Origin of the sequence: Rhodococcus sp. ARC_M6, from assembly GCF_022810305.1 — a bacterium.
Lineage (GTDB): Bacteria > Actinomycetota > Actinomycetes > Mycobacteriales > Mycobacteriaceae > Rhodococcus_F.
In genome coordinates this window covers 281,031-299,897 of sequence record NZ_JALGQH010000002.1, presented here as the reverse complement: position 1 = coordinate 299,897, position 18,867 = coordinate 281,031, and the positions used below count along the sequence as shown (strand labels likewise).

Annotated in this window: 20 protein-coding genes; 10 read left to right on the top strand and 10 right to left on the bottom strand. The window is 61.8% G+C overall.

The annotated features are described in order from the left end of the window. Window positions 1–3: 3 nt before the first annotated feature. Window positions 4–1,488: an RNA polymerase sigma factor gene (locus tag MTX36_RS04310; RefSeq protein WP_279394173.1), complete on the bottom strand. Its 1,485-nt coding sequence runs from the start codon at window positions 1,486–1,488 to the stop codon at window positions 4–6. 75 nt (window positions 1,489–1,563) lie between these two features. Then, window positions 1,564–2,319, bottom strand: coding sequence for a polyphosphate--glucose phosphotransferase (gene ppgK / locus MTX36_RS04305; protein ID WP_243618501.1), 756 nt, complete (start codon window positions 2,317–2,319; stop codon window positions 1,564–1,566). A gap of 93 nt (window positions 2,320–2,412) precedes the next feature. Here ppgK and MTX36_RS04300 point away from each other — a divergent pair, with 93 nt between their 5' ends. Then, window positions 2,413–3,327 carry an inositol monophosphatase family protein gene (locus MTX36_RS04300; RefSeq protein WP_243618643.1) on the top strand — a complete coding sequence of 305 codons (915 nt, stop codon included), beginning with the start codon at window positions 2,413–2,415 and terminating at the stop codon, window positions 3,325–3,327. On the opposite strand, the gene cei is transcribed toward MTX36_RS04300, so the two are convergent. After that, window positions 3,317–4,000, bottom strand: coding sequence for an envelope integrity protein Cei (cei, locus tag MTX36_RS04295; RefSeq protein ID WP_243618500.1), 684 nt, complete (start codon window positions 3,998–4,000; stop codon window positions 3,317–3,319). The two genes, MTX36_RS04300 and cei, sit on opposite strands and share 11 nt — an antisense overlap. A gap of 480 nt (window positions 4,001–4,480) precedes the next feature. Here cei and MTX36_RS04290 point away from each other — a divergent pair, with 480 nt between their 5' ends. Continuing rightward, the gene (locus MTX36_RS04290; RefSeq protein WP_003942593.1) at window positions 4,481–4,783 is read left to right on the top strand and encodes a DUF4193 domain-containing protein; all 303 of its coding nucleotides are present in this window, start codon (window positions 4,481–4,483) and stop codon (window positions 4,781–4,783) included. 85 nt (window positions 4,784–4,868) lie between these two features. Here the strand turns inward: MTX36_RS04290 and MTX36_RS04285 are convergent, their stop codons facing one another. Then, window positions 4,869–5,366 (bottom strand): DUF3093 domain-containing protein, encoded by a 498-nt coding sequence (locus MTX36_RS04285; protein ID WP_243618499.1) that lies wholly within the window; start codon window positions 5,364–5,366, stop codon window positions 4,869–4,871. Window positions 5,367–5,407: 41 nt separating this feature from the next. Here MTX36_RS04285 and dut point away from each other — a divergent pair, with 41 nt between their 5' ends. Beyond that, window positions 5,408–5,902 carry a dUTP diphosphatase gene (dut, locus tag MTX36_RS04280; protein WP_243618498.1) on the top strand — a complete coding sequence of 165 codons (495 nt, stop codon included), beginning with the start codon at window positions 5,408–5,410 and terminating at the stop codon, window positions 5,900–5,902. Window positions 5,903–5,905: 3 nt separating this feature from the next. Then, entirely contained in the window at window positions 5,906–6,781 is an 876-nt protein-coding gene (locus MTX36_RS04275; RefSeq protein WP_243618497.1) for a DUF3710 domain-containing protein, read from the top strand. Window positions 6,782–6,789: 8 nt separating this feature from the next. Here MTX36_RS04275 and MTX36_RS04270 read toward each other — a convergent pair whose 3' ends face one another. Then, a complete protein-coding gene (locus MTX36_RS04270) occupies window positions 6,790–7,518 on the bottom strand; it encodes an alpha/beta fold hydrolase (RefSeq protein WP_243618496.1) in 729 nt (242 codons plus the stop codon). A 137-nt stretch (window positions 7,519–7,655) separates the two neighbouring features. On the opposite strand from MTX36_RS04270, the gene MTX36_RS04265 reads away from it, so the two are divergent. Both MTX36_RS04265 and MTX36_RS04260 read left to right on the top strand, forming a co-directional pair. Then, the gene (locus MTX36_RS04265) at window positions 7,656–8,030 is read left to right on the top strand and encodes an OB-fold nucleic acid binding domain-containing protein (protein ID WP_243618495.1); all 375 of its coding nucleotides are present in this window, start codon (window positions 7,656–7,658) and stop codon (window positions 8,028–8,030) included. A gap of 32 nt (window positions 8,031–8,062) precedes the next feature. Further along, on the top strand, window positions 8,063–8,746 hold the full coding sequence (locus tag MTX36_RS04260; RefSeq protein ID WP_279394172.1) for a DUF3159 domain-containing protein: 684 nt from the start codon (window positions 8,063–8,065) through the stop codon (window positions 8,744–8,746). On the opposite strand, the gene MTX36_RS04255 is transcribed toward MTX36_RS04260, so the two are convergent. From MTX36_RS04255 to MTX36_RS04245, 3 genes are all read right to left on the bottom strand, one after another. Beyond that, window positions 8,739–9,023 (bottom strand): GNAT family N-acetyltransferase, encoded by a 285-nt coding sequence (locus tag MTX36_RS04255; protein ID WP_243618493.1) that lies wholly within the window; start codon window positions 9,021–9,023, stop codon window positions 8,739–8,741. The genes MTX36_RS04260 and MTX36_RS04255 overlap by 8 nt on opposite strands. An 18-nt stretch (window positions 9,024–9,041) precedes the next feature. Then, complete coding sequence (locus MTX36_RS04250; RefSeq protein ID WP_243618492.1) at window positions 9,042–9,704, bottom strand: TrkA family potassium uptake protein; 663 nt, start codon at window positions 9,702–9,704, stop codon at window positions 9,042–9,044. Window positions 9,705–9,774: 70 nt separating this feature from the next. Next, on the bottom strand, window positions 9,775–10,440 hold the full coding sequence (locus MTX36_RS04245) for a TrkA family potassium uptake protein (protein ID WP_243618491.1): 666 nt from the start codon (window positions 10,438–10,440) through the stop codon (window positions 9,775–9,777). Between the two features lie 171 nt (window positions 10,441–10,611). Here MTX36_RS04245 and MTX36_RS04240 point away from each other — a divergent pair, with 171 nt between their 5' ends. The 4 genes from MTX36_RS04240 to MTX36_RS04225 all read left to right on the top strand — a co-directional run bounded on the left by MTX36_RS04240 (window position 10,612) and on the right by MTX36_RS04225 (window position 16,204). Beyond that, entirely contained in the window at window positions 10,612–12,606 is a 1,995-nt protein-coding gene (locus tag MTX36_RS04240; RefSeq protein WP_243618490.1) for an APC family permease, read from the top strand. A 74-nt stretch (window positions 12,607–12,680) separates the two neighbouring features. Continuing rightward, complete coding sequence (locus tag MTX36_RS04235) at window positions 12,681–13,958, top strand: class I SAM-dependent RNA methyltransferase (RefSeq protein WP_243618489.1); 1,278 nt, start codon at window positions 12,681–12,683, stop codon at window positions 13,956–13,958. A 132-nt stretch (window positions 13,959–14,090) separates the two neighbouring features. After that, entirely contained in the window at window positions 14,091–14,597 is a 507-nt protein-coding gene (locus tag MTX36_RS04230; protein WP_243618488.1) for a MarR family winged helix-turn-helix transcriptional regulator, read from the top strand. Between the two features lie 5 nt (window positions 14,598–14,602). Beyond that, window positions 14,603–16,204 (top strand): MDR family MFS transporter, encoded by a 1,602-nt coding sequence (locus tag MTX36_RS04225; protein ID WP_243618487.1) that lies wholly within the window; start codon window positions 14,603–14,605, stop codon window positions 16,202–16,204. Here MTX36_RS04225 and MTX36_RS04220 read toward each other — a convergent pair whose 3' ends face one another. Continuing rightward, window positions 16,205–16,873, bottom strand: coding sequence for an SIMPL domain-containing protein (locus MTX36_RS04220; RefSeq protein WP_243618486.1), 669 nt, complete (start codon window positions 16,871–16,873; stop codon window positions 16,205–16,207). Window positions 16,874–16,921: 48 nt separating this feature from the next. Continuing rightward, window positions 16,922–18,721, bottom strand: a complete 1,800-nt coding sequence (glsA, locus tag MTX36_RS04215) for a glutaminase A (protein ID WP_243618485.1) — start codon at window positions 18,719–18,721, stop codon at window positions 16,922–16,924. Window positions 18,722–18,867 lie beyond the last annotated feature (146 nt).

The window sequence follows — 18,867 nt, the reverse complement described above, 5'->3', positions numbered from 1 at the left end:
TGGCTAGTCGAGGTAGTCGCGCAATACCTGCGAACGCGACGGGTGGCGCAGCTTCGACATGGTCTTCGATTCGATCTGACGGATACGCTCGCGCGTGACGCCGTAGACCTGTCCGATTTCGTCTAAAGTCCTCGGCTGGCCGTCGGTGAGGCCGAAGCGGAGGCGAACGACGCCGGCTTCGCGCTCGGACAGCGTCTCGAGGACAGACTGCAACTGATCCTGCAGCAAGGTGAACGAGACGGCGTCAACTGCGACAACTGCCTCGGAGTCCTCGATGAAGTCACCGAGCTGGCTGTCGCCCTCGTCGCCGATGGTCTGGTCGAGAGAGATGGGCTCACGCGCGTACTGCTGGATCTCCAGCACCTTCTCGGGCGTGATGTCCATTTCCTTGGCGAGCTCTTCCGGGGTGGGCTCGCGGCCCAGATCCTGGAGCAGCTCACGCTGGATGCGGCCGAGCTTGTTGATGACCTCGACCATGTGCACCGGGATACGGATGGTGCGGGCCTGGTCGGCCATCGCGCGGGTGATGGCCTGACGGATCCACCACGTCGCGTAGGTCGAGAACTTGTAGCCCTTGGTGTAGTCGAACTTCTCGACTGCACGGATAAGGCCCAGGTTGCCTTCCTGGATGAGGTCCAGGAAGGCCATGCCGCGGCCGGTGTAACGCTTGGCGAGCGATACGACCAGACGGAGGTTTGCTTCGAGAAGGTGGTTCTTGGCACGGTTGCCGTCGCGGCAGATCCAGCTCATGTCGCGGCGCTGGGCTGCGGGCAACTTTTCGCCCTTTTCGGCCAGGTCGGCCATGATCTGCACGGCGTACAGGCCGGCTTCGATGCGCTTGGCGAGCTCGACTTCCTCTTCTGCGTTGAGGAGTGCGACCTTGCCGATCTGCTTGAGGTAGGCACGAACCGAGTCGGCGGAGGCCGTCAGTTCGGCATCCTTACGAGCCTGGCGCAGAGCCTCGGATTCTTCTTCGTCCCAGACGAAGTCTCCGGAAGCCTTGTCCTTGTCGGTCGGCTCCGCGGTGGCAGTCTCTTCGTCCTCGCCGACGGCGACGACCTCGACTACATCGGACTCGGCCTCTTCGAGATCACCATCCGTGATGTCGATGTCTTCCAACTGAACATCGCCGTCTTCGGCGCCGTCCAGGGGATCTCCGGCCTTCTTCGGGCTGGCCTTCTTGGCAGCGGCTTTCTTTGCCGGAGCTTTCTTGGCGGGAGCCTTCTTTGCTGCTGCTTTCTTGGCGGGGGCCTTCTTAGCCGGGGCCTTCTTTGCAGCCGGAGCTGTGACGGTAGCCGGAGCTGAGACAGTGGCCGCCTCCACGGCTGGAGATTGTGGCTCTGACTCTGATGGAGAATCAGCAGTCTGACGTGTATCGGTGGCTGCCACGTACGCCCTTTCGTGACGGTGTCGTGCGGCGTCACGCCAGAGTGGTGATCCGGCGGAGAGGTCAATGGTTGTGGCCGGCGCGCAGCCGGACTTCACCATTGTAACGACTCTCAGGAAACTCTTACGTCACGACGGCCGGTAACGGCTATTTCATCCCCGATTTCACCCGGCCGGTCAGGCGGAAGTCGCAGACTGGGACGACGCCAGAGCTGCTCCCGCGATGCCGGCAGTGTTCAGAAGAGTGGCGGGAACCACCTTCGTACGGTTAGTGAGCAACGGAATCCACTTCTCGTGCTTGCGGCTGATGCCACCGCCGGCGATGAATAGATCTGGCCAGAGCAAGTTCTCGAAAGTGACGAGAACCTTGGACACCTCGGCGGCCCATTCCTTGTAACTCAGGTCCTTCTTTTCCTTCACCGACGACGCAGCGCGGTGCTCGGCTTCCTTGCCGTCGACTTCGAGGTGACCGAACTCCGTGTTAGGCAACAGGACACCGTTGTGCAGAACGGCCGATCCGATGCCGGTGCCGAAGGTGAGCAAGATGACTACGCCCGACGTGTCCTTGCCGGCGCCGAACGCGTCTTCGGCGATGCCGGCGGCGTCGGCGTCGTTGAGGACCGTGACTGCGCGTCCGCCGAGCGCTGTGCCGAACAAGGCCGACGCGTCGGTTCCGATCCACGACTTGTCGATGTTCGCGGCACTGCGCGCGATGCCGCCGGTGATCACAGCCGGCAACGTGATGCCCACGGGGCCGTCCCAGCCGGCCTGCTCGACGATCTGCGCCACTGTCGCGGCTATCGCGTCCGGAGTGGCAGGTTGCGGCGTCAGAATCTTGATGCGGTCGCCGATCATCTCGCCGGTGTTCAAGTCGATAGTGCCGCCCTTGACGCCACTGCCGCCGACATCGATACCGAAACCTGTGGTTGTCATCGCCTGATACTCCTGAGGGCTCGAATGAGAACGTCGTGATTGCCGCACGCAAACATTAACCTTCAGGCCCGACGAGTGGTGCCCTGCATGCCGATGTGTTCCGATGGGCGAGTGCCTTCACAAGAGATTTCCCTGTCCGACGTGTCCGCAAATTCGGTAGATCCAGCAGTGCTGAGAGTGGTGGCGGTGACGGTCGCGGAGGCCGCGGCGGCACACGTTCGGGCACGGCGTCCCGAAGTATTCGGAGTAGTGGGTTCGGGTGTACTTCACGATGATTCGGTGGAGGTCAAGAGCACCCCGACGGACCCGGTGACGATCGTCGACACCGAGACCGAAGAAGTGATTCGGGATCTGCTCGCGAAACTTCGGCCGGCGGATTCGATTCTCGGCGAGGAAGGTGGCGGCACTGATGATTGTGACGGTGTCCGTTGGGTAGTCGATCCGATCGACGGAACCGTGAACTTTCTCTACGGTATTCCGGCCTTCTCCGTGTCGGTTGCGGTACAGATCGATGGCATGTCGGTAGCGGGTGCGGTGGTGGACGTGTCCATGCGTGCGACGTACTCCGCGCATCGCGGCGGCGGAGCAACGATGACCGACGTCGACGGCAACGTCAGTGAGCTCGCCTCCAATTCGGTGACGGACCTGTCAATGGCGTTGGTGGCCACGGGTTTCGGCTATGACGCCAAACGTCGGAAGGTTCAGGGACGACTGATCGCCGAGATCTTGCCGCAGGTACGTGACATCAGGCGGATCGGTTCGGCTGCACTTGATTTGTGCATGGTCGCAACGGGGCGCGTCGACGCCCATTTCGAGCACGGGTTGAGTCCGTGGGATTGGGCGGCCGGGTCGCTGATCGCGGAGGAAGCCGGCGCTGTCATTCGGATACCCGGACCGAATTCGACGTCAGCCGGGGGAGAGATCGTCTACGCCTGCGCTGCAGGAATTGCCGACGACTTTGCACACATGCTCACTGCCGGGGGCGGCGGCGAACCGATCAGCACCTAGCGGTACGGGCTGCCTTGAGGAGTCCGATGTCCATCGGGGCGGCCTGTGCATTAGCAGGCTGCTCCGCGAGGGCACGAAGGATCTCGGCTGCGTCGGTGCTGGGAGACAAACTGGACGGTGTGTAGGTGCCCAGTGCCAAGTCGACGGTGTCGTCGGTGCGGCCGTCCCTGATCAACTCCGCGCAGGGCGCGACCAGCCACACCGCGCTAGCGGCGGCAGTTCCGTTTGCGCCGAAGCGAATCTGGCCTTGGCACTGCATGTTCTGGTCGACGTAGACAGGGTCGTTGCCGACCTGAACGTCCGGGGCACTGGCAAAGCCGTAGTCCTTCAACTGTGCCGCTACCTGGGAGGCCTGACCATGTTCGCCGTTGGCGTTGAATACCCGAACCCTGGTTGCGGACAGCGCCGCCGGCTCGACGTCTAGTAGCGTGGTGCGATCCACCACCGTTCCGAGTGGCAGCGGCGCCGGGGCGGCCGGATCGGAGGAAGCCTGCGGACGGTTGCACGCCACGGTCTCGCTCAGGGCCGCGTCGGCCGTAAGGATGCGGATCCACAGTGTGCTGCCCAGGACGGCGAGTACAGCGAACACCGCAACGACAGGCCACACTCGTCGGCGTTTGAACGGACGACCACGATCGTCGTTCGCGCTGCCTTCGGTGATCAGTGAAACCACGGTATCCCTCGATTTTCTCGGCGAACATGAGCTTTTCTCGCCAAGCCGGAGCAGAGGGCGTGACGTTCGGTGCCTACCTTAGAGGGCGCGATGTCGAATCTCTCCCACGTCGCCGCACAAGTCGCCCGTCGGCCTACTTTCGGAGGGGCGAAGATCACAAAATGCTGTGCAGTTGGTGACAATTCGTAGACGTTTTTCGGAATTGACCGATTGGGTTACTACTTTGGCTCCGACTTCGGCTACTGTCTGGCGGCCCAGGTCGTTTGACTGGGCGTCGGCTCCACGCCGTAATGACAACCAAATGAGGCGCAGATCACGTTCTCGGGAGCACCTTCCGGGCACTTTTTCCTCCGCTGCAGCGTTATGCAGCGACAGGGAATGATCTCGATGCCACGGCGGTTTCCATGCGCATAGCGGGATCTACCGGATTCCAGGCGTTCATGGGACCGGGATACACGAAGAGGATGAGGGGTAGACGACATGGCAACTGACTACGACGCACCGAGGCGCACAGAGTCCGACGAGGTATCGGAGGATTCACTCGAGGAGCTGAAGGCGCGGCGCAACGAGGCGCAGTCGGCTGTCGTCGATATCGACGAGACCGACACCGCAGAGTCCTTCGAGCTGCCGGGTGCAGATCTTTCCGGCGAAGAACTGTCGGTGCGCGTCGTGCCGAAGCAGGCCGACGAATTCACGTGCTCCAGCTGTTTCCTGGTGCATCACCGCAGCCGTTTGGCCAGCGATGCCAATGGACAGCTCGTGTGCATGGATTGCGCTGCCTGATATTGATTCCCGACGGTCGACCCGATTTGAATTCGGGTCGACCGAGGGTTCAGGTCGGCGCATAGAAGGCGTGAAGCCTTCGTGATCACTTGTCGAGCGCAGCGACCAGGTCGTCTGCGCGACGTGTACTCACCAGCCAGTACGGCGTGGGGTCTTCCGGATCGTCGAGGACGATCAGGGCCATGGTTTTGACCCACGGTCGATGCTGAACAAATGCGGCGGGGTCGAGTTGACGACCCAGGGCGGCGCTCTTGGCCGAAGCCGGGACCGCAGCGGCCCGCGAGATCAGGTCCACGGGCACGTGCGCACGTCCCACATGCAATTCCTTGACTCCGCCGGTCTCGACGACCTCGATGCGGGTGCGGCTCAGCCAGAACGACAGCCAGATCGGGATCGGCAGCAGCACGACATATGCCAGGTACGAGACAAGCCCCGGACGGCCCATGTGGACCTCGGCGGCCAGCAGGGCGGCTACAGCGATTCCGGCGGCCCACCACCAGATCGGCAACCAGAGGCGCTCGGAATAGAGCGTGGTGGATGCGGGGGTGGTGGAAGCGACGTCAGGTCGAGATGTTTCGGGCACCTGTCAAGGATAGTCGGTCACGACGAGTAGTCTTGGCCGACGTGAGCGATCAACTCTCCATCGCCTTGAAGCGACTGGACCCAGAACTGCCGGTTCCACAGCGTGCGCATCCCGGGGATGCAGGCGTGGATCTGTGCTCCACCAGCGATGTCACCATCGAACCGGGGCGTCGTACCCTGGTGGGTACGGGCGTTGCGATCGCCTTGCCGATGGGAACTGTCGGACTCATTCATCCGCGTTCCGGACTTGCCGCAAAGTCGGGTTTGTCCATCGTGAACGCGCCCGGCACCGTCGACGCCGGCTACCGCGGTGAACTCAAGGTCTGCTTGATCAACCTCGATCCGGATACCGCGATCGAGATTCGCCGGGGTGACCGAATCGCGCAGCTCGTAGTCCAGCGCGTCGAGCTTCCCGTATTCGTTGAGGTGGAGTCGCTCGACGACACGGCGCGCGGTACCGGTGGTCACGGTTCCAGCGGCGGACACGCGATACTCGACACTGGTACAGGTGTCAGTTCTGTCGGAGAGGGAGTCTGAAACATGTTCGGACGTAAGAAGAAGGCAGACGGCGACGAGGAACCTACGGGTTTCTTCGGCGACGAGAACGAAAACTCGGATCAGGTCGAAGGAGACCTCGATTCCGTGAATATCGACGAGGATTTCGACGCCGAGAGTGACGAAACCGAAGGTCCGTACGATTTCGCGGACATCGATTCCGAAGATCCCACTGCCGGCCGTGACGGTCAGCGACTCGATCTCGGGTCCGTCCTGGTGCCGATGCCCCCGGGCGGCCAACTTCAGGTGGAGATGGCACCCGACGGTTCACCTCAGGCTGTGCACCTGGTCACCGAACACGGGCGGGTTACCGTCGCTGCGTATGCGGCACCCAAATCGCCTGGTCAGTGGCGTGAAGTTGTCAGCGAGTTGGCGCAGTCGCTGCGTGACGACAATTCGCCGGTCAGTATCGAGAACGGCCCGTGGGGTCGCGAATTGGTAGCCGAAACCGCCGCCATGGACCTGCGTTTCATCGGCGTCGACGGTCCGCGCTGGATGGTGCGATGTGTCGTGGCGGGTCCCAGCGGATCGACCGCGGCCGGTACACAATTGGTGGAAATAGCGCGTGACATTTTGCGCGATACCGTCGTCAATCGTGGAACCGAACCGCATCCGGTTCGGACGCCGTTGCCGGTCGTATTGCCGCAGGCATTGGCCGAGCAGCTCGCCTCCGCGCATGAGCAGCAGATGATTGCGCAGCAGCAGGCAGCGGCTCAGCAGCAGGTAGATCAGCAGCAGGCAGCGGCTCAGCAGCAGGTAGATCAGCAGCAGGCCGCCGCGCAGCAGGAAGCCCCGGCGCAACCGGCTCCGCCGCAGAGGCGCGGCGAATCCGGTTCTGCCATGCAGCAATTGGGTCAGTAGCGATCGTTTTACTCAGGCACTCGCGGTGTATCGGTTTCGATCGCCGCGAGTGCCTTGACGCATGTAGACCCCAGGATCGCGGGGTCCTGACCGATCTGTTCGAGCGTCAAGGTTCCGACGTGGGCGTGGGGGAGCGCTGCTGCCCATTCGTGAGCAATCGCCGTGGGATGGACAGGATCATCGACGGCTGACGCAATTCCCACGGGGACACCGATTTTCGACATCGCGGCTACGGTCAGCCCGCTGTACGTCGAGGCCTCGTCGAGTGCGCAGGGCAGATCCGGCCACTGGGAACGCCACGAGCGCTCCAGTTCCCGGCCCAGCCAGGCCGGGCTGGACGCAAGCATCGCTGCAATCACCGATTCCAGTCCCTCACTGCGCAACTGGGACGCCGTGAACCGTGCGCTTGCGGCGGCAGGTGCCCCTTCGGGTGCGCCGGTCCATGCGGGCAAGGCCGCCAACACGCCCGTCGTCAAATTCGGATTGCGGGCGGCCCACTGCAATGCAACGGCGGCTCCGATGGATACACCGCCGACCAAGATCGGGCCGTATTCTGCCGCGGCGGCATCCATCGCCTCGAGGTAGCTGTCGACGACACGCCGGGGGTCCGGTTCGATTGCGACAGTGAGCACACTTCGGGCATCGAGTGGGCCACGGAACGCCCGTTCTGCGAAGTGTGCATCGGAGCCTGTACCAGGGAGAACGACGGCAACGGTGGGGGATTGTGTGAGCACCATGACTTGATCTTGCCCGGTGCCTCCAGATCGCCGACCGACCGGTGTGGTTACCCGATCGTATTGGGGCTACAGTGGCGATCACACAGCCCTTCAGTGACGCGAAACCCGTGCGTCACATTTGTTCGCAGGAGCGCGCAATGGCACCCGCCGCCGCAGGATATTTTCGCCGATTGACCCGTCGTCTCACCGAGGACATCGATCAGTTGGATGCCCAGGAAATGACCGATTCCATCGAGGCTGCCGGAGGCCAGAAGGCATGCGATTGTCGGCGCGGTGAAGAAGTCACGATGGTGGGTCGACTCCGAAGCGTCGATGCGTGTCCCAAGTCGGGCAATGCAAGCATCGAGGCGGAGTTCTTCGACGGGACCGAAGTAATCAATCTGGTCTGGATCGGCCGCCGCCGCATTCCCGGCATCGAAACCGGAAAGACCCTGCTGGTCCGTGGCCGTGTCGGCGAGCGGGACGGCCGTAAGGCGATCTTCAACCCCTATTACGAACTGCGCGGAGAGTAGACGCGCACCGCATTCGTCGCGAATGCAGACGGATGTGGCACCCTCGACAGGTGACTGAACCAAAACAGCAATCGATCATGGACCAACTCGGCGGATTGAGTGGTCTGATCTACACTTCGGTGCCGATTCTGATTTTTGTCCCGGTCAACAGCATCTGGAACCTGACCGCCGCAATCTGGGCGGCGCTGGGCGTGGCCGTGTTGATCGCGGCCTGGCGAGTGTTCCGCAAAGAATCGATCCAGCCCGCAATTTCGGGTGTTCTCGGCGTGGGTGTGTCCGCATTCATCGCGTACCGAACCGGAGATGCCAAGGGCTACTTCCTTTTCGGCATCTACACCAGCCTTGCCTACGGCGCTGCGTTCGTGTTGTCGATCGTGGTGCGTTGGCCTCTGGTAGGCATCATCTGGGGATTTCTCAACGGTCACGGAAATCTGTGGCGTAAACACCCCCGGGCTGTACGGTTCTACGACATCGCCACAGCGGCATGGGCATTGGTGTTCGGTGCCCGGTACCTGGTGCAGTCGCAGTTGTACGACACCGATCACACGGGATGGCTTGCCATTGCCCGTATCGGGATGGGGTGGCCGCTCACGGGACTCGCATTGCTGGTCACTATTTGGGCTGTGCGCAAAGCAGATCGGATCGTTGAGCCCTCGCCTACCGAAGAGCTTGATGACGCGATAGACGAGGACCCGGATCGACGCGATCTCAGCTGACGATGTCCTGATACTCCGGGTGCTTGCCGAGGTACTTCACGACGTACGGGCACACCGCGTGCACCTTGAGGCCGCGGGCCCGAAGCTGCTCCAACGCGCTGCCGACGAGAACGGCGGCCAGACCAAGGCCTTCGTGCTCCGGATAGATCTCGGTGTGATTGAACGAGAGCACATCACCGGAGGTGGTGTAATCCTCGATGCCGGCCAGGGTTCCGTCGACATGAATTTCGAAGCGACTCTGCGTCGGATTATCTGTGACTACGGTGTTTCCGGTCATTCGATTTCCCTCTCGTTGTCAGCTGTTGAGACGAAGTGCGTTGCGTAGTTCATCCTCGGCGTCCACGGCTGCCACGAACAGGAGTTCGTCGCCGCCTTCGATCGGATCGTCCATCTGAGGCACGATGACACGGCCACCACGCAGAATCGTGACCAACGCGCAGTCCCGGGGAAGTTCAAGACGCTTGACGGCCTTGCCGGCCAGTGGTGTGTTGTCGGGCAACGTGATTTCGACGAGGTTGGCCTGACCCTGGCGTAGCGTCATCAGTTTGACGAGATCGCCGACCGACACCGCTTCTTCTACGAGTGATGCGAGCATTCGGGGAGTGGACACCGCGACGTCGACACCCCAGGACTCGTCGAACAACCACTCGTTGCGTGGATCGTTCACGCGGGCGACTACGCGGCGGACACCGAATTCGGTTTTTGCGAGCAAACTCAGAACCAGGTTGGCTTTGTCGTCGCCGGTTGCAGCGATGACGACCTCGTACGATTCGAGGGCCGCGTCTTCGAGTCGGCTCAGTTCGCAGGCGTCAGCATGAATCCAGGTGGCTTCAGGCACGGATTCCGGCTCGATGTGCTCGAGTTTGCGTTCGATCAGCATGACGTCGTGTGCGCTACGAATGAGCTCACGCGCAATCGAGCGACCTACGGCACCTGCGCCGGCGATGGCAACCTTCACCTTGATTTTCCAATCACGTTGTTGTGCAGCGACGGTGGCTGCGGGTTCGGATCAGTCACGGCAGTCGGCATCAGTCGTCGCTCGGCGGCGGATTGCCAGCGAGGGCAATGGCTTCGGCGACAGTGCCTGAAACTGCAGCCACGTACACCTGATCGTCAGCCTGGATGACGGTTTTGCGATCGGGGAGGATTCCGGTGCCGAATCGAATGATGAAGGCAACCCGAGAATTGGTCGCGCTCTCGAGGACCGCGACGGGCTTGCCGGCCCAATCCTCGTGGAGCGCAAGTTCGGTGATCGCAACGGTGCCCGACGGATCACGCCATTTCGCGGTCTGGCTTTCCTTGGTCAAGGTGTGCAGGAATCGATCCGTCGACCACGGAACAGTCGCGACGGTGGGGATGCCCAAACGCTCGTAGACGGCGGCGCGCTTGGCGTCGTAGATCCGGGCGACGACGCGCTCGACGCCGAAGATCTCGCGCGCGACTCGCGCTGCGATGATGTTGGAATTATCACCCGAGGACACTGCAGCGAAGGCATCGGCTCGTTCGATACCGGATCGAATCAGGACGTCGCGGTCGAACCCCATACCCAGTACTTTGGTTCCGGTGAAATCATGGTCGAGACGCAAAAATGAGCTTTGATCGCGGTCGATGACCGCAACTTCGTGTCCGATCCTGGTCAGAGATGCGGCGAGGGAAGACCCCACGCGGCCGCACCCCATGATGACGACATACACGCCCTACTCCGTTCATGGACTTCTCGGCGAGATTGCACGCCGAAACGAACGGTACATCTCTTGGCGGGAAGAGCAAGTTTCGACCGGGGCAAGGCGGCCGCGTTCGGGTCGTTTATGGGCAGTTCCACTGCTGATGACTCGAATTCGAGGCGGACGGCTTACGCTTTGCTCGTGTCTAAGCTCTCGACCGCTACCAAGCGGCTCCTGCTCGGTCGGCCGTTCCGAAGCGACAAACTCGGGCACACGCTGCTACCGAAGCGGATTGCGCTACCTGTCTTCGCTTCCGACGCTATGTCGTCCGTCGCCTACGCCCCCGAAGAGATCTTCCTGGTTCTCTCCGTAGCGGGCATTTCTGCCTACGCCTACACGCCGTGGATCGGCTTGTCCGTCGCGATCGTGATGGCTGTGGTCGTGGCCAGCTACCGTCAGAATGTTCACGCGTACCCGTCCGGTGGCGGCGACTACGAGGTTGCGACGGTCAATCTCGGTCCGACTGCAGGCTTGACGGTCGGCAGTGCTCTGATGGTCGACTACGTGCTTACCGTTGCCGTATCGATCTCAGCGGCAGCGTCGAATATCGGGTCTGCGTTGCCCTTTGTGGCGGAGCACAAGGTGTTGTTCGCAGTCGCGGCGATCGCATTGCTCACGGCGGTGAATCTGCGCGGTATCCGGGAGTCGGGCAGCGCATTCGCACTTCCGACGTATGCCTTCATCGTCGGCATGTTCGTCATGCTCGGCTGGGGGTTCTTCAGGATCTACGTTCTGGGGGAAGACGTTCAGGCCGAGTCGTCGTCGTTCACGCTCAATGCCGAGGACTCGCATCTCTACGGCGTCGCCTTCGCGTTCTTGATCGCCCGCGCATTCTCTTCGGGTTGCGCCGCGTTGACCGGCGTCGAGGCGATCAGCAACGGCGTCCCCGCTTTCCAGAAGCCGAAGTCCCGCAACGCTGCGACCACACTGTTGATGCTGGGCGGTTTCGCGATTGTCCTGCTCATGGGAATCATCATTCTGGCTCAGAAGATCGGCATCGTCTATGCGCATAATCCGGCAGAGCAGCTGGTCGGTGCGCCCGCAGGGTATCAACAGAAAACATTGATCACACAGCTCGCCGAAGCTGTCTTCAGCGGTTTTCCGATCGGGTTCTTCTTCATGGCGATCGTGACGGCACTCATTCTCGTGTTGGCAGCGAACACAGCTTTCAACGGATTCCCGGTTCTGGGTTCTATCCTCGCGCAGGATCGCTACCTGCCTCGTCAGTTGCACACACGCGGTGACCGCTTGGCGTTCAGCAACGGAATCCTCTTCCTGTCCGGTGCAGCCATTGCATTTGTTGTCGTCTTCGGTGCCGAAGTGACCAAACTGATCCAGCTCTACATCGTCGGCGTATTCGTCTCGTTCGTGCTCAGCCAGACCGGCATGATCAAGCATTGGACGCGTCATCTGAAGTCCGAGACGGACAAGGCTCAGCGCATGAAGATGAAGCGCTCGCGCGTGATCAACTCGATCGGTCTCGCCATGACCGGTGCGGTTCTGATCATCGTGCTGATCACCAAGTTTGCGGCCGGCGCGTGGATCGCCATCGTCGCAATGATCGCGATCTTCGGTGTCATGAAGATGATCCGGCGCCATTACGACAGCGTCGCAACCGAACTCGAAGAGCAGGAATGGGACGGTGTTCTGCCCAGCCGGACCCACTCCATCGTGCTGGTCTCGAAGCTCCACATGCCGACGATGCGTGCCCTCGCGTATGCCCGGGCCACCCGGCCCGACACGTTGGAGGCAATCACCGTCAACGTCGACGAACCCGACACTCGCGCCTTGGTCCGTCAGTGGGAGAAGAGCGACGTGACAGTGCCGCTGAAGGTGATCGAATCGCCGTACCGGGAAATCACGAAGCCGGTCCTCGATTACGTCAATCGGGTGCGACGCGATTCGCCGCGCGACGTTGTCACCGTGTTCATTCCGGAATACGTGGTGGGGCATTGGTGGGAGCAGATCCTGCACAACCAGAGCGCATTGCGACTGAAGAGCCGATTGCTCTTCCAACCCGGCGTGATGGTGACCAGCGTGCCGTGGCAGTTGAACTCGTCGGAGAAGGCGAAGCCTCTCGACCTCGAAAAGACAGCGGGAGCGACCCGGCGCGGGTTCGATTCTGGAGAACCCTGACGTCGGGTTCGATTCTGGAGAACCCTGATGGCAAAAAGTGATTTATCCGAGTATGGAACGGCAGGCGTAGTTCGTTGAGTGAGAATTGGACCGGGCAGACTTTCGAGGCTGATTTGGGAAAGCCCGGGCACGGCGGGTTTGTCGTCGCTCGCCACGAGGGGCGTGTGGTGTTCGTTCGTCACGGTTTGCCGGGGGAGCGGGCACTGGTTCGGGTGACTGAGGACAAGGGCGGTTCGTTTGCCCGCGCCGACGCGATTTCGATCCTCGAGGCTTCCCCGCATCGAATTGATCCGACCTGTCCTATCGCGGGGCCAGGGGGCGCGGGTTGTTGTGACTACTCGCATGCGGATCTGCAGATCCAGCGAGAGATGAAGACTTCGGTGGTGCGTGAGCAACTTCAGCGACTGGCGGGCGTCGACTCGGATGTCGATGTGGAGGAGCTGCCCGGAACCGGCGACGGCACCGGATGGCGGACTCGCGTTCGCCTGGCCGTCGACGGCAATGGTGAAGCGGGGTACCACGGGTACCGCAGTAACAAGATCGTGACGGATCTGCGCTGCACGCAGATCGAGCAGCGTGCGTACGACGGTTTGGCCGGTCCGCAGTGGACGCCGGGCAGCGAACTGCAGGTGGTTCTCGATTCCACGGGCGCGACGCATGTTGTCGAGATCAGTGCGCCGAGGGTATCGAAGGCGGGGCGCGGCGCACCGGGTCGACGCGGAGCGACGGCGCGCCGCGCTGCCAGCAGTGGGCCTCGGAAAACACGTGTCGCTCTGGGCAGTGAGACGGCGCTCGAGCGCGTCGGATCCCGGGAGTGGGCATTGTCCGCGACGGGCTTCTGGCAGGCGCATCGTGGTGCAGCCCAGGCGTATTCACAGGTCGTGCGGGACTGGGCCGGCGTGGATTCCGGTGCTACGGCGTGGGATCTCTATGGCGGGGTAGGTGTATTCGCGGCGGTTCTGGCGGATCTTGTCGGTCCGACCGGCATTGTGGAATCCGTCGAGTTTTCCGCGCAAGCTGTCAAGGACGGCCGGGCAGCGTTGTCCGATCTCGAGCAGGTCCGATTCCACAGTGAGCGGGTCGAGAAAATCGTGGGTGCTGCTGCTCCGTTGGCACCCTCACCGGGGGTTGTGGTGTTGGACCCGCCGAGGGCCGGCGCGGGCCGCGCTGTGGTGGAGGCGATCGCGTCGGCCGGTGCCGAGCGGGTAATCCATATCGGGTGTGACCCGGCGTCGTTCGGCCGCGACATCGGCCTCTATCTGGAACAGGGTTTCCGGCTCGGTGGACTGCGGGCATTCGACGCGTTCCCGCAGACTCATCATGTGGAGTGCGTCGCGCTGTTGGAGCGCTGACCACTCGTTTTCTGTATCGCTGCAACGGCTGTGACGCTTATCGCGTCGTCAGCCGTTGCTTGCGTTACGCAACTAATTGTATAGTTGCGTTCTGCAAGTAGTTTTCTCGTAGAACATTGTCAGGGGTACGCGATGTCTGTACAGCCCGAAACGGCGCAAGCACTTGTCGACACAGTTTTCCTGTTCGGCAGGTCATTACGGGCAGTAGTCACGGCAAGCGCTGAAAATGTGTTGCCCCCGGCGCTGGTCAGTGTGTTGTTCATGTTGGCAGTGCGAGGGGAGTGCCGGCAGAACGAGTTGGCTGCGGACCTCTGTGTCAGTCAGTCCTCACTCAGCCGGCAGATGTCGGACCTCGTGGACGCCGGGTACGTCGAGAGAAGCCCCGACCCCGCTGATAAGCGGGCATTCCGCATCCGAGTATCGGAAGAGGGCCATGAGGTTCTCGAGGAAACGAAACAACGGCGTGCGGCGCGATTGCGCAGCATGCTCGAAGACTGGAGCCAGGAAGAGGCCGCGGCTGCATTGTCGTCGCTGAAACGTCTCAACGGGACATTCAGCGCCACGATCCATCGAGAGGCCTCACCTGCATCTCTGCGCCCGGCATTGCCGATCGCAGGCGTAGAAACTATTGGGAGATAACGAACATGGCAGCCACAGTAGGGGAAACTCGGGCAAGTACCGAGAGCGGTGCAATGACGCACCGCGAGATTCTCGAAGCACTCACCGGACTTATCGCAGCGCTCTTCACCGCGTTGCTGAGCAGCACGATCGTCGCGACGGCCCTCCCGACCATCATCGGGGAATTGCACGGGACGCAGACGCAGTACGCCTGGATCATCACGTCAGCTTTGCTGGCGACAGCAGCATCGACGCCCATCTGGGGCAAACTTGCCGACCTCTTCAACAAGAAGATGCTGGTCCAGACATCGATCGTCATCTTCGTGGTCGGTTCGGTTATTGCCGGCGCAGCGCACAACGTGCCGTTGCTGCTCGGTGCCCGCGTCATCCAGGGCATCGGCATGGGTGGTCTGACCGCCCTCGTCGTGGCGATCATCGGCACCATCATCCCGCCGCGTGATCGTGGTCGCTACTCCGGTTACATGGGCGCAGCAATGGCTGTCTCGATGTCCGGTGGACCCATCCTCGGTGGTGTGATCGTAGACACCGTCGGCTGGCGCTGGTGCTTCTACGTGTGCGTTCCGCTCGCTGTTATCGCACTGTTTCTTCTTCAGCGCACTCTGCATGTCGAGACAGTCAAGAAGGACAACGTCTCCATCGACTGGTTGGGCGCCACTCTGCTCACCGCCGGCGTCAGCGTTTTGCTGATCTGGGTTTCCTTCGCCGGTCAGGACGATTACTACGCCTGGTTCTCGACGCAGTCCTTCTGCTTCGTTGCCGGTGGACTGGCACTGCTCGGTCTGATGATGTTTGTCGAAACCAAGGTCAAGGACCCGATCCTGCCGCTCAAGATCATCACCGAGCGCACCACCGCGCTGGCGATCGTTGCTTCGGTTGCAGTTGGTGTCGGCCTGTTCGGCGCCACCACGTTCCTGACGCAGTACTTCCAGACGGCTCGAGGTTTCGACCCGACCGCAGCCGGCATGCTCACCATCCCGATGGTGGCCGGCATGTTGATCGCATCAGTCGGTTCCGGTCTGTTGATCACCAAGTTCGGTAAGTGGAAGCCCTTCATCGTTTCCGGCGCAGTCCTGCTCGTCATCGGTTTCGGTCTTCTGTCCACTATCGATCACGCGACCAGCCTGTGGGTCATCGGAGTCTTCATCGCCATCGTCGGTTTGGGTACCGGCATGCTGATGCAGAACATCGTTCTCGCGGTGCAGAACACGGTCAAGGCCGAAGACATCGGCGCAGCCAGCAGTATCGTCGCCTTCTTCCGGACCTTCGGCGGCGCCATCGGTGTCTCGGTGTTGGGTTCCATCCTGGCAACGCGCGTCAAGACACTGACAACGGAATCCGTTTCAGCCTTGCCGCCCGAGCAGCAGGCCGTAGCGGGCAAGAGCCTGATGGACGGACTGGACCTGGGCAAGATGCCTGACTTCGTCGCACAGATCGTTCGCTTCGCCTACGGCGACGCAACAGGCCGGATCTTCCTGGTCGCGGGGTTCGTTGCCATCGTCACGTTGATTGCGGTCATCTTCATCCCGAACCGGCCGCTGCGGACCACGATCGACATCGTGGAGCCCGAGGCAGCCGAGGTCAACCTCGAGAAGAGCGTTTCTCGCTGATCACTCCATAGACCATCGGACACGGACCGAGATCGTTTCCTCGATCTCACCGTGTTCGACGGCTATCGGAGCAGAAACCGCCCGGGCTGCGGAAACCAACCCACGGACCGGGCTCATCTGGTCGACGCCCTCGATGATCTCGAGGACGTCGACCAGATTTTTCTGTGCCAGGTCCGCGAACTGTCGGGCTTTGGACAGCGCTGCAGCCCAAGCTGATTCGCGTGCCCGTTCCGCCAATCCGGTGCGATCCTCGAGATCGAACTCGAGCGAATCCAGCCGAATGGCGTCACCCCCCGAGGCGACACATGCCGTGATGACAGCGGCGGGGGAGTGAGCTGCGCCGGGTGCCAGATCGCGTAGTACGGCTCGAAATGACGTGGAAGCTGTGAAACCCGTGGTTTCTTGGCGCCCACCGTCGACCCACTGGGTCTGGGGGTGGACGCTCAATCCTGTGGTCACGAGATCAGCTCCGGTTACCCCGCGTTCGTGCAAAGCCTCCGTCAGTGCAGCCGATTGACGCGCGAGGGCATCGACGGCGTCGGCGACGGTGGGGTGTGTTATCGAGACGCCGATCGTTATGCGTGCTATATCGGGAGTCGCGGTGGCGCAGGCGCTTCCGGTGACTGTCACGGTCGTGGCGTCGTTGCCAATGGGTTCTGCAGTAACCATGAGTGTTCTCCTATCCGATCGGACCCGCAGCGATGACACTGCGCAAAGTCATCGCAAAGTCATATCGAGTTGTTCGTAGGCTCCGGCGGCCAGACGCTCGAGAAGCGCAAGTTTGAGTTCCGGTGCGTGCGCGGTCAGGGCGCTGTACTTCTCCGATGTCAGGACGGCTACCACGACGGTGGTGTCAGCGCGAATGTCGTTGAGGAACCTGGTGTCCAGGAACATCGTCATCTCGCCGAACGTCATGCCCGCCGACAATGTGGTGATGCGGTGCTCGATGTTCTGGCTGTCGGTGAACATGGTGCTGACCTGGCCTTGCAGAATCAGATAGAACCCTGACGCCGGATCGCCGCGCCGGGCGATCATGTCGCCGCGGGCATAGGTCCGTTGTTCGAGCTGAGATACAAAGGCAGACAACTGATTTGAAGACAATGCGTCGAGCATGGGGTGGTCTTCGATCGTCACCGTCGACGGTTGACGTTGCTGCGGGCAGTGCGCCGCGAGCAAGGTGTCCTCGCACCACTGCAAGGCGGAGTCGAGGTCGGCGAAGACGCGGCCACTGCGCTGATCGGGGTCGATGCTCGAAGTCCGCTGTCCGAGAAGTCCTTTCGGATCCACGAGCGCAACCCCACACCCTTGTTCGCCGAGTTGGGCCCGCAGTGCTGTGATCAGGCGAATTGCGGCGGCGCTGGCGTCGTCGACACGTCTGACATCGATCACGACAACTTCGAGTCCCTCATCCAGCGAGCCGATTTCACGCACGGCGGACTCCGCGCCGGCGAAGAGGAGGTCGCCGTGCAGTTCGTAGACTCTGCTCTGCTTGCCGACATCGTCGAGAACTGCCTGCTCGGTGGGTGTTCGACGCATCCGTGACGGCGCATCGGTCACGTTGTAGCGCGCACGGATCGAGGACCTCGACGCGCGAGTCACGTGCAGGAAGTGAAGTTCCAATTCCTTCGACAGTGCTCTCGTGGCGGCGACACCACGAACACTGTTTCCGTGGACGTCGAGCCTCGGGGAGTAGACGGCGATGCCGATCTGCCCCGGCAATACGGCAAGCACTCCGCCGCCGACGCCACTCTTGGCCGGCAAACCCACTTCGACCAGCCATTTTCCAGCGCCGTCGTACATGCCGCACGTGGCCATGACGCTGAGGACCTGTTCGACTCCGATGGCTGTGAGGGCGCGCTCGTGTGTCACGGGGTTGACGCCGTTGTTGGCCATCGTCGCGGCCATCAAGCTCAGGTCGCGGCACGTCACGTCAATGGAGCACTGCCGAAAGTAGAGGTCCACAGCGTCGTCCGGGTTTCCGGAGATGACGTCGAACGAGCGAAGCATGTGGCCGATCGCGCGATTGCGGTGGCCGGTACGTGATTCGGATGCGTAGACCGACTCGTTGAAGGACAGCTCGCGTCCGGCATACCGTGAATAGGCGCTGCGAATGCGTTCGAAGCGTGCTGCGGGATCCGCGCCCTCGACCATTGATGCCGCAGTGATGGCGCCCGCGTTGATCATCGGGTTCCGGGGGCGCTCGGTCAGCGGATCCAGACTGATCTCGTTGAACGGCTCACCCGACGGTTCGACGTCGATCTTGTCGGCGACTGCGTCCGGGCCGTGATCGGCGAGGGCCAAGGCGTAGGTGAACGGCTTGGAGATCGACTGGATGGTGAAGGGGAGTCCGGTTTCGCCGATCTCGTACACGTAGCCGTCGACGGTCGCGACGGCGATACCGAAAGTGTCGGGGGCAACGGAAGCAAGTTCGGGAATGTAATCGGCCAATTTGCCGGCATCGAGAGCGCGGACGTCGTTGAATATTCGGGTTATCAGATCGTTGACCACGTTTCCCATGGATCGACTCTAGGCGGGTTCGACGCTGGTTTCGGGGAGCGAAAGTATGCGCGTGAGAGATCTGCAACCCGATTTGCCTGTGATTGCGCTCACGATCGACGGCCGTAGTCGCCCTGTAACTCGAAGTCACATGTGAATCACGCGGA

Coding starts and splice junctions, on each gene's coding strand:
- MTX36_RS04310 (WP_279394173.1), bottom strand. CDS start 1,488: ATGGTGAAGTCCGGCTGCGCGCCGGCCACAACCATTGACCTCTCCGCC.
- ppgK (WP_243618501.1), bottom strand. CDS start 2,319: ATGACAACCACAGGTTTCGGTATCGATGTCGGCGGCAGTGGCGTCAAG.
- MTX36_RS04300 (WP_243618643.1), top strand. CDS start 2,413: ATGTGTTCCGATGGGCGAGTGCCTTCACAAGAGATTTCCCTGTCCGAC.
- MTX36_RS04290 (WP_003942593.1), top strand. CDS start 4,481: ATGGCAACTGACTACGACGCACCGAGGCGCACAGAGTCCGACGAGGTA.
- MTX36_RS04275 (WP_243618497.1), top strand. CDS start 5,906: ATGTTCGGACGTAAGAAGAAGGCAGACGGCGACGAGGAACCTACGGGT.
- MTX36_RS04270 (WP_243618496.1), bottom strand. CDS start 7,518: ATGGTGCTCACACAATCCCCCACCGTTGCCGTCGTTCTCCCTGGTACA.
- MTX36_RS04265 (WP_243618495.1), top strand. CDS start 7,656: ATGGCACCCGCCGCCGCAGGATATTTTCGCCGATTGACCCGTCGTCTC.
- MTX36_RS04260 (WP_279394172.1), top strand. CDS start 8,063: ATGTGGCACCCTCGACAGGTGACTGAACCAAAACAGCAATCGATCATG.
- MTX36_RS04255 (WP_243618493.1), bottom strand. CDS start 9,023: ATGACCGGAAACACCGTAGTCACAGATAATCCGACGCAGAGTCGCTTC.
- MTX36_RS04230 (WP_243618488.1), top strand. CDS start 14,091: ATGTCTGTACAGCCCGAAACGGCGCAAGCACTTGTCGACACAGTTTTC.
- MTX36_RS04225 (WP_243618487.1), top strand. CDS start 14,603: ATGGCAGCCACAGTAGGGGAAACTCGGGCAAGTACCGAGAGCGGTGCA.
- MTX36_RS04220 (WP_243618486.1), bottom strand. CDS start 16,873: ATGGTTACTGCAGAACCCATTGGCAACGACGCCACGACCGTGACAGTC.
- glsA (WP_243618485.1), bottom strand. CDS start 18,721: ATGGGAAACGTGGTCAACGATCTGATAACCCGAATATTCAACGACGTC.